Here is a 14,032-nt window from a genome sequence, read left to right on the forward strand (position 1 = left end):
GTTATCGTGGCAAGTCCATTGGTATTCGCAGCTGGGGTATATTGAATTTGATTGCCAACTACTGAGGCTGAGCCAATATCAGCTGATGCAGCACTGATCGTCAGGCTGTCGCCATCCACGTCTGAGTCATTGGCTAATACGTTTATCAGTATTGGTGCTGCATCTTCCGCCATCGTTGCTGTGTCAGCATTTGCTATTGGAGCATCGTTTACAGGTGTAATAGTGATAGTTAACGTTGTTGTACTGGCACCACCGCTGCTATCGCTTACAGTATAAGTAACTGTTGCTATGCCGTTTTCGTCGGCTGCCGGTGTATATTGAATTTGATTGCCAACCACTGATACAGAGCCAATATCAGCGGATGCTGCGCTTATGGCAAGGCTGTCGCCATCCACGTCTGAGTCATTGGCTAATACATTTATTAGTATTGGCGCTGCATCTTCATCTATTGTAGCTGAGTCTGCGTTTGCTATTGGAGCATCGTTTACGGGAATAATAGTAATTGTTAAGTTAGTAGTTGCAGTACCGCCGTTACCATCACTTATTGTGTAGTTAATAATTGCTGTTCCATTTGTATTAGCAGCAGGCGTATATTGGATTTTATTATCAACAACAGATGCAGAACCTCTATCTGCAGTAGCAGCTGTTATCACAAGAGTATCGCCGTCAATGTCGGAGTCGTTAGCTAATACGTTAACTAATAACGCAGGAGCATCTTCGCTCATCGTTGTTGAATCATCTTTTGCAGTAGGGGCATCATTAACGGGTGTAACAGTAATCGTCACACTTGCTGTTCTGTCGTTTATACCTTCATTACCAGTGCTATAACCATCAGTAATGGTGTAAGTTAGTACTATTTCACCTGAAAAATTTGCTGGTGGAGTAAACTGTATTTTTCCGGCGACAATAGTCGCTTCACCAGCAGTATTTTCTATATTAGAAATAGTAATTGTATCGCCATCTGCATCAGTGTCGTTAGCTAGCACATCTAATAAAGATGCAGAGCTGTCTTCGTCTAACGTATATTGATCGTCATTGGCTTGTGGAAAAGTATTAACGCCGCTTTCACTTAAGGTTACTTGAGCTGTTGCAGTTAAGCCTTGCTCATTTGAAATTGAATAGGTAAAGCTATCTACACCAATAAAACCTAAGTCTGGCTGATAGGTAAACGAGCCATCAGCATTTAATGTAAGTTCCCCATTTTGAGTTGTATTAATTGCCGTGGTATTAACCGATAAATCACCAGCCTCAATATTAAAGTCGTTAATTAACAAGCCATTTTGTACTGTTACTTCAAATAGTTTATTTTTGCTAAATTGATAGGCATCATTTTGTGCAACAGGGTTATCGGGTTCGCTGTTTATTACTAAAGTTACTGTGGCTGTAGAGGTTGCACCTAATGAGTCTATAGCTTGGTATTGAAATTGATCAACACCATTAAAATTAGCATCCGGCACATAACTAAAGCTGCCATCAGTTGCTAATAATAGTTGGCCATGTGTGGGTGCCACCATAAACGTTTCATCAACTGAAAAACTGTCATTATTTGGGTCAGTATCGTTACTAAGCACACCATTGGCTGCTGTAACCACAAGTGTTTCATCTTCGCTTAAACTATAGCTATCATTTTTTGTAATAGGGGCTACGTTAGTGTTTGAGCTTACAATAGTTACATTTGCAATAGCCTGAGCACCTTGGGCATCAATAACTCTATACTGAAAGCTGTCTTGGCCTTGCATATTTTGCTCGCCTTGGTATTCAAAGCCACCATTATCAAAAAGGGTTAATTGTCCTCTTGTTGGTTCGCTAACCGGCGTTGTATCAACAGTTAAGTCATCTAAGTCTATATCGCTATCGTTTATAAGTAAGCCTGGCGATAGGACAACTAAGGTTCCATTGTTTGTAACGCTGTAAGTATTATCAAGCGCTATAGGAGCGTCGTTAACAGCTAAAATGGTTATCTCTACAACTGCGGTGTCTGTCATACCTAGCTCGTTAGCAACTTGATAGCTAAATGCATCTTCACCATTAAAGTTTGCAATAGGGATATAAGTAAAATCCCCATTTTCATTTATATTAAGAGTGCCATGCTGCGGTAGAATTAATGCATCTGCATTTACACGTAAATCACCACTGTATTGATTCGTATCATTCGTTAGAACGTTACCTTGCAGAGTTTGATCTTCACTTATCTGAAACTGATCGACATTTGCCTCTGGTGCAAATGCAAGCTCTCCACCCACTGGTGCTATGTTTATTATATTAGCAAAACCACTTTCACCACTGCCATCAACACCGGTAATAAGTACTTGGTAACTTTTATCTGTAAGTGACTCGGTAATGCTTAATGCAGTATCTTGAATACTTAAAAATTGTTGCCCATTCTCTAATTCATTAATATTAGTAGATGAGACTCCAGCTTGAGTTGCAATATAAACGTTGTAACGATTAAGTTCGGGGTTAGCTTGCCACGAAAGATTAATATTATCTTCGTCTCGTTGTGCTGTAACACCTTCAATTTGATATGGTTGCCAGTTAAAAGTGATTGCATCAGCAAGTGCTTGATTATTTAAAGTGTCAGTTATCCATATTTCAAGGCGTATTTCCCCTGGAGTTGCGCCATAAAGCGCAGGACTGAGGCCTATAATTGACTTTTCGTAGTCAACACCACAATCAGAAGAACAAAGTGATATGCTTTTATAAACGCTAGGGAGTACTAAATTAACTTCAGCAATGCCATCAGTATCCGAAGCTTCAAGTAAAAAAGAAACATTACCTTGTACGGTGTCGTTTGTTTGTGAAAAAACAATATTAGCGCGAGTATTAGCTAAACTTGCTCCAACAACTCCTCTACTTGAAGTGACAGCACCTAAAACTTTTGTACTCTTGGTTTGATTACTCGCTATAACACCAGCCAAATTAATATAGCTAGTAACCGTTGGCGGTATTACTTCAGCCGTAGGTGATTGTATTGCCTCTTGAGTGGGACTTTCTTCTGAGCCTCCACAGGCACTTAACAAAAACACCATAGAACCAAGCAAAAATATATTTTTTGCTGTCATTTTAAATACTCCATAATAAAAGCTTTGTATCCAATGTGTTTATGGTTCTAATGTAAAAGAACCGCTAGCATTTACATCAGGATTATTTATTTCGTTAAGATTAAAGTTGCCAGTAATGTTGTCTAAGTCATTCAAAAATATTGCATCAACATCGCCCTCGGCTTTATTGTTACCATGGGATGCAAATGTAACGGCCAGCTCAAGTTCGCTTAAATTTATTAAGCCGCTGTAAGCTGCATACCAATTTCCACCGGCGTCATTAAAACTAATTTCGCCATCAGGCACGGTGCCATTATCAAAATCAACTGCCATAGTCATAGCAAAGTCAGTAACAGCACCCACACTCGAATTTACATTAAAGCTTGATGCCTCATAGTTAAATACACCTTGGCGCTGAGCTATTTGATCGACTAAAGATGCGCTGCTAACAGTTTGAAATTGTTGTTCAGAATATATATCCATAACACCTGTATCAGCTTCAAAAGCATTTACTTCAACTTCAGTTACCGATGCTTGCTCAGTTTCTTCTTCGTTGTCGTCTTTAGGATCAATTGCTACTATATTTTGATCAAACACGCGTGCCGCACGTGTTGTTTTAAAGACTTCACCAGTGGCTGTAATTTGTGCAAACGAAAATGCCTCGTTATCACCCAAAGAAACCACGTTATTATTTTCTAACGTTAAATCTATTGCGCCATCCCATACCGCTAAAAATACATCGCCTTTAACCAGCTGAACTTCAAAATGCGTTCCGCGTATACCTATAGAGCCAACGGGAGTTTTTACACTATAAGAGCCGCCATTTTTTTTAATTACGCCGGAAATAGATCGCAAACCGCCTTTAAGTAACTCAATAGAAGCAGAGCCTTGTTGGGTATTGTCATTAAATTCGTAGTTAGCAATATTTAATTCTGAGTTTTCTTTTAAGGCTATTAAACCACCATCCAACATCGAAAATTGCGCTTTGCTTTTCTCTCCAGTCGTAATGCGATCTACGCCAAAAACAGTATCTCTGCGCTGCAACTGTCGTTGTTGTTCATTGCTTCCATCAACCGCGAGTACAGAGCCTCGTGCTAAAATAGTTTTACCAGCAGGGTCGTTTGCTTGTGTATAAAAACTTACACAAAGTAAAGTGGTAATTACAGGGAGTAAATGTTTCATAAATACCTTAAATTAAAATGAGTAAGAAGCGCTTAAATTTATATCTAAACGGTCATATTCGAATAAAGAAATATTACTGGATTTATCTTGATAGTTGGCAGCCAACTGTATGGCTAAATCGCGATTAACTAAGTAGCGAACAGAAGTTGAGAACATAAAGAGGTTATCGGCACGTTCTTGTAAAAATAAAGGGTGATCATCTTTATAATTAATCCATTGGTATCCAGCAAGAGATAACAACTGCCAATGTTGAGCCAACTGAGTGTTCACTTGGTAGTACAAGCTCGTAATATTACGGCTATTAAATTCACCCTCAGTAATGTCAGCTTCCTCGCTTTTAGCGTTAATGCTTAAGCTTTGAAACCAATTTTTAGCTGCATAGCTAGCACCTGCATTTATCGCATAAAATGAGTTATCGAGCTTTTCATCAAATCTATTGTTTAAAACACCCGCAGTCAAAGAGCTAAATAAAATAACTTGCTTATTTAGCGTAAAATTAGCTCCGGCCGTTAAAGCTGATTCAGTACGATAAAGTTCACCGTCAAGCATCAACGGAGTGGTAGCAACTCGTGCAAACCAACTTATGTCATTTTGTTTGTATTGATAGGCGGCATTAATGTGCGCATTTATACGATCGTATTGACTGAGTTCTTCAAACTTGTACCACCCGGTATCAATACTTAAAGTGATTAAGCTTTTTTGATCAATAGGGTGAGAGTACTTTCCTCTGTAATTAAGTCGTGCATAGTTGTCCTGCGTACTTTTACTTTCTGGCGATAACAAAAACTCACCAATATTAGGAATTATAATCGTATTTTCTGCAGTACCTGCGTTTACGTTGCCATCTACGCCAAGCGCAAGCTCAATATTTTGTTTATAAGAGCGTCCAGCCTCTTGTTGCTTAAGTGCAGCAGTTTCTAGCAATGACTGTGCTGAAGACTTTATATTATTAGGTGTGTCAGGTGAGTTGATTAGTATTAAAGCTTGAGTATCGGCAGCAGGTAAATTATTAACTGTTAAATAAGCGCGAACTAAGTACAAGCGAGCTTCATACCATCTAGGATTATTTTCAACCACGCGTTCAAAGGCAAATACAGCTGGCGCCGCATGCCCTGTTTTAAGTGCACTGACCCCTAATAAAAAGTCGTATACGGGTTCGCCCAGGTACTGGTATTCGCTATTACTTTTTTGATAAGCCTGAGTGTATTTTTTTTCAGAAACTAATTTTTGAAGCTCAATCAATAGCTTATTGAATTCATCATTGCTTTGAGCCAATGAGTTAAAGCTCATTACAGCTAAACAACTACACAGTAAATTTCCTAAAACCTGTTTAATCATGCTTAATTTTATATCCCAGTAGAAGTTTGATGTTTTGTAATAAAATGATGTTAGTACTAGAAACCTAGCACTTTTTGTATTGAAGTACAGCCAGTACAATCACATTGGTTAAATAAATGTAATTTAATTGCAGGCTGGATACTTGTTTAATAAATCTTCGCGCTAAACTAATTTAAATAGGGAAGGTTGCTGAAAAACTGTTTTAGTTTAAAATATTAATTAATTCAGGTCATAAAGCTTTGGTTTGCTGTACGGGATATTAAAAGAGATAAGTAAGGGAGATTATTTAATATAAAGATAGGATATTACTAATATAAAAAAAGTGGGGCGATTGACGGGGCTTGAACCCGCGACAACCGGAATCACAATCCGGGGCTCTACCAACTGAGCTACAACCGCCACTACACACACCTCGTTTGGTGTGGCGCGCATAATACATAAAATAATAATTGTTGTGAAGCCCAAAAGTGAAATAAATTAAAATAATTTAAATCAGGCAAATATAATTAGTATTTAGTCGTTAATATTTTTTCAAAGTAGGCTATGTTTTATCGCATAATTGCCTCTAAAAAATAGAATACACTTGCATTTAATAGTATTAATTCATTATTTCATGAGAATAAATTGTAAATTAATGTATAATAATGCCCGAAAACGCTTAATAAAAAACATTTGGAGTAAATATGGATTCAGTACTTAATTGGCTTAACGATAACTCAGGCCTAATTTTACACTACGGTATACAAGCTGTTGTTGCGCTTGTTATCTTTTTACTTGGTAGTCGTGTTGCTAAGTTTTGTTCTAACTTAACTGAAAAAGGTTTTGCTAAAAAGAAAGTAGATAAAGCTGTCGGTTCATTTGTTTCAAGTATTGTGTACACACTTGTATTTGCTGTAACTATTTTAATGGCACTTTCGCAAATTGGCATTGAAACAACTTCGTTCATTGCTATTTTAGGTGCTGCCGGTTTAGCTGTTGGTTTAGCATTACAAGGTTCATTATCTAACTTCGCATCAGGCGTACTTATTATTTTACTTCGTCCATTTAAGTCTGGTGACTTTGTTGAAGCAGGTAATAAAATGGGTACAGTTAAAAAAATCGAAATATTCTCAACTGAACTACGTACTCCAGATAATAAAGTAATTATCGTACCAAACTCTCAAATAATGTCTGGTGCTATTACTAACTTCTCACGAGAGTCTACTCGTCGTATCGATTTAGTTATTGGTGTTGGCTACGATGCTGATTTACGTCACGCAAAAGAAGTATTAAAATCTGTATTAGATGCAGAAACACGCATACTTAAAGATCCAGCTTACAATGTATCTGTAAATGAGTTAGGCGATTCAAGTGTTAACTTTATTGTTCGTCCTTGGGTTAACGCTGCTGATTATTGGCCTACTTACTGGTCATTAATGGAAAATATTAAAATCGCATTAGATGATGCAGATATTACTATCCCATTTCCACAAATGGATGTTCACTTTCACAAGCAAGACTAATTTTAAATAGTTATTTAATTAAAGTTATCTTTAATTGTTATAGTGCTAAAGAGCTATTAAACATAAAATTTTCATGCGGTATTTGCTGCATGAAAATTTTTTACATTATTACTTAGCTGTTTAGCTTGCTCTAACAAGTAATGCTTTAATAAAATAGATGTACATTTATACAAAGGTTATTTTTTAATGAAATTAAAGCTTTTATCAGTTTTAGTTGCGGCTTCTGCTGCAACAAACGCATTTGCTGCAGACGCAGAACAAAGAACATGGGAAGTTACCAGTGAATTAGGTGCTATTGTCACAAGTGGTAATACAGAAACGACCACACTTAAAGGTGGCATTAAAGTTCAGCACAACCTTGAACACTGGAATAACGAATACAAGCTAGACGGCATCTACAAAGAAGATGAAGTTGAAGATGCAAATGGTGACAAAAACAAGCAGCGCACTAACGAAAAGTATTCAATTTCTGCACAAGGTAATTACAAATTAAATGAAGATCATTCTCATTTATTCATTTATGGTTCACACGTTTCAGATTATTTTGGAGCGTATAGAAGTGAGTCAGTAATTTCTGCAGGTTACGGTTTACGTTTATTAAACGAAAAAACTATGTGGCTAAGTGCTGAAATTGGTCCTGGTTATAAATACTTTGAATACCCAGATGACAGCACTGAAGTTGATGACAACGGTAACTCTCTTGCTGGTGAATTTGAAGGCGAAGTAATTGCCTTGGGTAAGTTAGATTACAACTGGCAAATTTCTGAGAATGCACGTTTTACTCAATTAGTTGCTGTTGAGTACGGTGATACAAACACTAAAACTCGTTCTGAAACTGCATTACTTGCAAAAATAAACGGCTCGTTACAAATGAAAGTCGCTTTTAATGTCACTAACAACTCAGATGTTGCTGACGATAAAGAAAGCACTGACACAGAAACGTCATTCACGTTGGTTTACAGTTTTTAACCAATGTAGTTAAGTTAATTACACTAAAGTGACAAAAGGGACGAAAGTCCCTTTTTTATTTGCCTAAAATTAAGGTATTATAGCGGCCAATTTTGGTTGTAGACCTAGGGATATACCTACTCGTGAAAGTTTTTACACAATTTATTAGTGCTTTTATTCTACTTTGTAGTTTTAGTACTTTGGCTTTTACGCCAACAGCGTCTCAAATTGAGCAATTTAAAAAGTTACCTAAAGCTCAACAAGAAGCCCTCGCAAAACAGTACGGTGTTGATATATCAACGATCACTGGTACAAACCAATCTAATAATCAAAATAATACACAGCAGCAAAATAGTATTGGTGAACGCGCAGAACCCGAAAAAGAAAAGCTTACAGATGAAGAGCGCTTTAAACCAAAAACAGACGAATTAAAGCCATACGGTTACGAATTGTTTGCAGGTGAACCAACTACATTTATGCCAAGCGAAAATGCCGCAGTACCAGATACATATATTGTGGGCCCTGGCGATCAATTAAAAATAAACTTTTATGGTAAAGAAAGTGACAGTTTTGAAGTTATAGTTGACCGTGAAGGACGTATTAGTATTCCAGATTTAAGCCCTGTAGAAGTGGCCGGTTTGACCTTTGCTGAAATTAAAGAATTAGTCAAAGTAAAAGTAGAGCAAGAGGTAATAGGTGTAAAAGCGTTTGTATCGCTTGGTCAGCTTCGTAGCATGCGTATTTTAGTGCTAGGAGAGGCTTACAAGCCTGGTAGCTACAGTGTTTCATCATTAACAACCGTTTCGCACGCATTATTCGTAAGCGGTGGCGTGTCTGATATTGCTTCTCTTCGTAATATTCAAGTTAAACGCGCAGGCAAGGTTGTAGCAAATTTTGACCTTTACGATTTACTTATTAATGGCGATAGCAGTAACGATATCGTATTAAAGCCGGGCGACGCTGTATTTATACCGTCAGTTGGCGCTCAAGTAACAGTTGAAGGTGCAGTTAAACGTCCCGCTATTTTTGAACTTAAAAAAGGTGAGTCTGCTAAGCAGTTATTAGCAATGGCCGGAGGCCTTAAACCCAATGCATACGCTAAAAGCGCAATTGTAGAGCGCTTTAACTTCGATCGTAAAGAAGTACTCTCGGTCGATTTTTCAAAACCACAAATTAACTATATCCCACAAGATGGCGACCGCATTCGCTTTAATTCAGTTAGCTCGCAATATCAAAATTCAATTAGCTTAATTGGTGCAGTAGCACGCCCAGGTAATTATCAATGGCACCAAGGTAAGCGTATTTCAGATGTACTTAAATCTATACGCGGTGACCTACTACCGCAAGCCGATTTAAGCTACGGCCTCGTTATCCGCGAAATAAATGTAAACGGTGATATAGAAGCGCATCAGTTCGACGTTGCTCAAGCGATTATTAAAAATCCTGAAAACAACTTACAACTTAAAGCTAATGACAAGATAGTTGTATTTAGTCGTTTTGAAGAAAAAGAAGCAGAGCAATCAGCTCTAGCAAATATGGCCCTTAGCCAAGAGCAACAAGAGCAGCAACAAAAAGCAGAGCAATGGCACAAGTTTGAGCAAAAAGAGTTCGAAAAATATATTGGTGTTAATCAAGAAGACGAAGAGCTTGTTCTTGAAGACAATAAAATACTAACAATTGCTGAAATTTCTAAACGCAAAGCAAAAGAAGAAGAAGACCAAGAACTCAAACCTGAGGATTATGCATTATTTAGCCGCCATAACTTATTAGCTCCGATTATTGCTAAATTTAAGCAGCAAGCATCAGTGCAACAAGCAATGCAATTAGTTGAAATCAGCGGGAATGTAACTTTCCCTGGTATTTATCCACTAATGATTGGTGGTGAGGTAAGTGATTTAATAACAGCAGCCGGTGGCCTGTTAGAGTCTGCCTACGTAAAACAAGCTGAAATTACACGTATTGTAGCCAGCGATGGTTCTAAAATAGAACACTTAAGATTTGACCTTGAAAGCGCCATGAAAGGCGACCTTCAAAGTAATATTACATTACAAAGTAAAGACAGCATCAACGTTTTTGCAATTCCAAATTGGCAAGAAAATGTAAAAGTAGAATTAAAAGGCGAGCTTAAATTTCCAGGTACGTACACTATACGCCGTGGTGAAACGCTAACTGAATTACTTGAACGCGCAGGTGGTTTTTCACAATTTGCAGAGCAAAAAGCTGCAATATTTACTCGTGCGTCAATTAAAGAACAAGAGGAAAAGCAATTAGCACGTTTATCTACAGAGCTTCGCCGTGACATCGCTTCTAAAAGCTTCCAAAACTCGGTAAGTAGCAACACACTTTCTTATGAAGAAATGAACATGCTGTTAAACGACCTAGCTAGTGTTGAAGCCGTAGGACGTTTAGTAATTGATTTACCTTTAATTGTAAATAATCAACAAAACTTAGTACTGCAAGATGGCGATACACTTTATGTACCAAGTAAGCGCGATTCAATCAGCGTAATTGGTGAAGTTAACTACTCAACATCACATCTTTATAAATCAGGTGTTAGTGTTGATGATTATATTGCGCTAAGTGGTGGCCTTAAAGAGCGTGCGGCTGAAGATCGAATTTACATTATTAAAGCCAATGGTTCAGTGAAAATACCAAGTACAGGTGGCTGGTTTGCAGCAAATAATGCTGACCAGTTAGAACCAGGTGATACAATAGTGATACCAATGGATGCAGGACACATGGATAAGTTAACGCTTTGGAGTACTGCAACGCAGATTCTTTATCAGCTTGGTGTAGCAGTTGCAGCGATTGGTAGTCTTTAGTGGAATTCAGGCTTCCATTTATTAGATAAACTTTAAGAATAAATAGTTCGAGCTGTTTTTAGAATTATGATCAGCGAATAGCTAATTTTATGAGATTGATATGGAAAATGACTTAAATAATTATATGCAGAAAAATGAGCGAGGACACGCTTATCAAAATGCTGATGAACAGATTGATTTACGAGAGCTATTCAGTGCGATCTGGCAAGGGAAGTGGATTATTATTATTATCACTTTCCTATTTACTGTCGTATCGGTATTTTATGCAATCAATCAACCAAATATTTATAAATCTGAAGCTCTACTGGCTCCTGCAGAGCAAGAGAAAAATGGCGGTTTAGGTGGGCTGGCTGGTCAATTTGGTGGATTAGCTAGCTTAGCTGGAGTTAATTTAGGTGGCATATCAAGTAATAAAAGTGAACTGGCTATCGAAATATTAAAGTCTCGTCAGTTTACTAGTGAATTTATTAAAAAACATAATTTATTGCCTTATTTACTCGCTGTAGATTCATGGGAGTTAAAAAGTAATACGTTAAATTTTAATACTGAAATTTATAACCCTGATACGAATACATGGGTACGTGATGTAAAAGCACCTAAAAAACCAGAGCCCTCAATGCAGGAAGCTTACAAAGAGTTTAGGGATATCATTACATTAAATACAGATAAAGAAACAGGTATGCTAAGGCTGGCTATACAACATAAATCACCAGTCATTGCTCAGCAGTGGGTAAATTGGTTAATAAACGATATTAATTCAGAGATGAAAAAACGTGATGTTGCTGAGGCAAATAAAAGTACTGAATTTTTAACTAAACAATTAGAAAAAACAAAAATAGCCGATATACGTACTATGTTATTTAAATTAATTGAAGAGCAAACAAAAACTATAATGTTTGCAAATGTTAGAGACGAATATGTATTTAAAACTATTGATCCAGCACTAGTACCAGAAGAAAAGTCAGGACCTAAACGAGCCTTGATTTGTATCCTAGGTATGTTTTTAGGTGGCATACTGTCTATAATATTTACATTATTAATGTACTTTTCTAAAAGAAAGTAAGCATAGTGTTTCTGGGTTAATACATACAGTTTATTGTATGTATGAAAAATAAATTTTAAATAACATGTATGTTATTAATTAGATTAATTGGAATTTATGTTGTTAACGAAAAGTTTTAAATCAAAAAAAGAAGCCTTGAAACAAAGCATAATTTATGTTTTTTGCCCAGATGAGTGCGTTAATAATATTGCGGAAATAATTAATGAGCATTCATTTGATATAGTAATTAATGATTATTCTATAATTGATTTTACTGAAAAAGTAATTTGTCATTACAGAAGTGCGCATTTGACTAAAGAGCAACGTGAATACTTAGTAAATGCGACAGAGTCTGGTGCCTGGGTAGAGCCATTAGTAAGCTATTTAGATGATAGATTAAAGTATACTGAAGTACGATTATTACATAGTAGTTACTTTTTACATCAAAAGGCATTTTCTATTTTATCGAATAAACGCACACAAATAACAAAACGTACTATAGATATAATAAGCGCTATATTGTTACTAATAATAACGTTACCGCTTTCTGTTCTAGCAGCCTTATTTATAAAGTTAGAAAGTCCTGGAGATATTCTATATAGACAGAATCGAACAGGGCAATATAACAAGGAATTTAAAGTTTATAAATTTAGATCAATGCGTAATGACGCCGAAAAAAATGGCGCTCAATGGGCTAGTGAAAATGATGCACGCGTAACAAAGATTGGGAAGTTCATTCGCAAAACAAGAATAGATGAAATACCTCAACTTATAAATGTGCTGCAAGGAACTATGTCTATAGTTGGGCCAAGACCAGAGCGTGAAATATTTATAAAAGATTTAGAGAAAGCAATACCTTACTATCGTTTTCGCCATGCAGTTAAGCCCGGTGTTACTGGGCTTGCACAAGTAAGTTATCCGTATGGAGCATCGGTTGAAGATGCAATTTGGAAACACAAGTACGACATACATTATATTAAGCATCATTCCAGTATGTTAGATATAAAAATCTTATTGTTGACAATTAAGACCGTGATGTTTGGGATGGGTCGTTAAGTTTTAACGAAAAAAAAGTAGGTAGTATGAAAATTTTAGTAACAGGCGGAGCTGGCTTTATTGGCTCAGCAGTAATTCGCCACATTATAAATAATACGAAAGATGAAGTTATTAACATCGATAAATTGACTTATGCAGGCAACTTAGAGTCACTTGAGGGCGTAAAAGATAGCGAACGTAATATCTTTGAACAAGTTGATATATGTGATCGTTTAGAGCTAGATCGAATTTTTAAAACCTATAAGCCAAATGTTGTAATGCATTTAGCGGCCGAAAGCCATGTTGATCGCTCTATAACTGGTCCCGCTGAGTTCATTCAGACAAATATTGTAGGTACTTACAACTTATTAGAGGCCGCGCGTAATTACTGGAATAATTTAGAAATTGGTGCTAAAGAAGCATTTAGATTCCACCATATTTCAACGGATGAAGTTTATGGAGATTTGCCTCATCCAGATGAGCAGGAAGGAGAGCTGCCATTATTTACCGAGCAAACGGCTTATTCACCAAGTAGCCCGTATTCAGCGAGTAAAGCATCTAGCGACCACTTAGTGCGTGCTTGGCTTCGCACCTATGGCTTTCCTACTATAATTACAAATTGCTCAAATAACTACGGCCCCTTTCATTTTCCTGAGAAGCTAATACCTTTAGTTATTTTAAATGCCCTTGAAGGTAAAAAATTGCCTATATATGGTAAAGGTGATCAAATCCGTGATTGGTTATATGTAGAAGATCATGCACGGGCTCTTTATAAAGTAGTAACCGAAGGTAAAATAGGCGAAACCTATAACATTGGCGGGCATAATGAAAAACAAAATATTGAGGTAGTACAAACTATTTGTAGTATTTTAGATAATCTAGTACCTAAGAAAACAAAATACGCAGAACAAATTACTTTTGTAGGTGACCGCCCTGGCCACGATAGGCGTTATGCAATCGACTCATCAAAAATGCAAAATGAATTAGCTTGGACGCCAGAAGAAACCTTTGAAACTGGTTTACGTAAAACGGTCCAATGGTATTTAGATAATAGTTCGTGGTGTGAAAATGTGCAAGATGGTTCATACCAGCGCCAACGCCTTGGTACAATAGAATAATTAG

General features: G+C 36.9%; 9 protein-coding genes and 1 tRNA gene. 6 read left to right on the forward strand and 4 right to left on the reverse strand.

Annotated elements, in window-relative coordinates; genetic code table 11:
• From H5115_RS20215 to H5115_RS05745, 4 genes are all read right to left on the reverse strand, one after another.
• Nucleotides 1–3,062 (reverse strand): Ig-like domain-containing protein (locus H5115_RS20215; RefSeq protein WP_259396333.1); only part of this gene is annotated, 3,062 nt, incomplete at its 3' end.
• A gap of 39 nt (nucleotides 3,063–3,101) precedes the next feature.
• Nucleotides 3,102–4,223, reverse strand: coding sequence for a FecR domain-containing protein (locus tag H5115_RS05735; protein ID WP_182754124.1), 1,122 nt, complete (start codon nucleotides 4,221–4,223; stop codon nucleotides 3,102–3,104).
• 12 nt (nucleotides 4,224–4,235) lie between these two features.
• Nucleotides 4,236–5,561 carry a hypothetical protein gene (locus H5115_RS05740; RefSeq protein ID WP_182754127.1) on the reverse strand — a complete coding sequence of 442 codons (1,326 nt, stop codon included), beginning with the start codon at nucleotides 5,559–5,561 and terminating at the stop codon, nucleotides 4,236–4,238.
• Between the two features lie 323 nt (nucleotides 5,562–5,884).
• Nucleotides 5,885–5,960, reverse strand: a tRNA-His gene (locus H5115_RS05745).
• A 284-nt stretch (nucleotides 5,961–6,244) separates the two neighbouring features.
• Here H5115_RS05745 and H5115_RS05750 point away from each other — a divergent pair.
• The 6 genes from H5115_RS05750 to rfbB all read left to right on the forward strand — a co-directional run bounded on the left by H5115_RS05750 (nucleotide 6,245) and on the right by rfbB (nucleotide 14,028).
• Nucleotides 6,245–7,063 (forward strand): mechanosensitive ion channel family protein, encoded by an 819-nt coding sequence (locus H5115_RS05750; RefSeq protein WP_002958438.1) that lies wholly within the window; start codon nucleotides 6,245–6,247, stop codon nucleotides 7,061–7,063.
• Between the two features lie 186 nt (nucleotides 7,064–7,249).
• On the forward strand, nucleotides 7,250–8,032 hold the full coding sequence (locus H5115_RS05755) for a YdiY family protein (RefSeq protein WP_024596589.1): 783 nt from the start codon (nucleotides 7,250–7,252) through the stop codon (nucleotides 8,030–8,032).
• 122 nt (nucleotides 8,033–8,154) lie between these two features.
• Nucleotides 8,155–10,833: an SLBB domain-containing protein gene (locus H5115_RS05760; RefSeq protein ID WP_182754130.1), complete on the forward strand. Its 2,679-nt coding sequence runs from the start codon at nucleotides 8,155–8,157 to the stop codon at nucleotides 10,831–10,833.
• A gap of 100 nt (nucleotides 10,834–10,933) precedes the next feature.
• Nucleotides 10,934–11,896 (forward strand): Wzz/FepE/Etk N-terminal domain-containing protein, encoded by a 963-nt coding sequence (locus tag H5115_RS05765; RefSeq protein WP_182754133.1) that lies wholly within the window; start codon nucleotides 10,934–10,936, stop codon nucleotides 11,894–11,896.
• Between the two features lie 96 nt (nucleotides 11,897–11,992).
• Complete coding sequence (locus H5115_RS05770; RefSeq protein WP_182754136.1) at nucleotides 11,993–12,931, forward strand: exopolysaccharide biosynthesis polyprenyl glycosylphosphotransferase; 939 nt, start codon at nucleotides 11,993–11,995, stop codon at nucleotides 12,929–12,931.
• Between the two features lie 26 nt (nucleotides 12,932–12,957).
• Nucleotides 12,958–14,028 carry a dTDP-glucose 4,6-dehydratase gene (rfbB, locus tag H5115_RS05775; protein WP_182754140.1) on the forward strand — a complete coding sequence of 357 codons (1,071 nt, stop codon included), beginning with the start codon at nucleotides 12,958–12,960 and terminating at the stop codon, nucleotides 14,026–14,028.
• Nucleotides 14,029–14,032: the final 4 nt, after the last annotated feature.

Source organism: Pseudoalteromonas sp. SR44-2 (assembly GCF_014163745.1).
Classification (GTDB): Bacteria; Pseudomonadota; Gammaproteobacteria; order Enterobacterales; family Alteromonadaceae; genus Pseudoalteromonas; species Pseudoalteromonas distincta.

Excerpts from the sequence above, each read along its gene's own strand:
- H5115_RS05770 (WP_182754136.1), top strand. The coding sequence starts at position 11,993 with ATGTTGTTAACGAAAAGTTTTAAATCAAAAAAAGAAGCCTTGAAACAA.
- H5115_RS05755 (WP_024596589.1), top strand. The coding sequence starts at position 7,250 with ATGAAATTAAAGCTTTTATCAGTTTTAGTTGCGGCTTCTGCTGCAACA.
- rfbB (WP_182754140.1), top strand. The coding sequence starts at position 12,958 with ATGAAAATTTTAGTAACAGGCGGAGCTGGCTTTATTGGCTCAGCAGTA.
- H5115_RS05750 (WP_002958438.1), top strand. The coding sequence starts at position 6,245 with ATGGATTCAGTACTTAATTGGCTTAACGATAACTCAGGCCTAATTTTA.
- H5115_RS05740 (WP_182754127.1), bottom strand. The coding sequence starts at position 5,561 with ATGATTAAACAGGTTTTAGGAAATTTACTGTGTAGTTGTTTAGCTGTA.
- H5115_RS05765 (WP_182754133.1), top strand. The coding sequence starts at position 10,934 with ATGGAAAATGACTTAAATAATTATATGCAGAAAAATGAGCGAGGACAC.
- H5115_RS05735 (WP_182754124.1), bottom strand. The coding sequence starts at position 4,223 with ATGAAACATTTACTCCCTGTAATTACCACTTTACTTTGTGTAAGTTTT.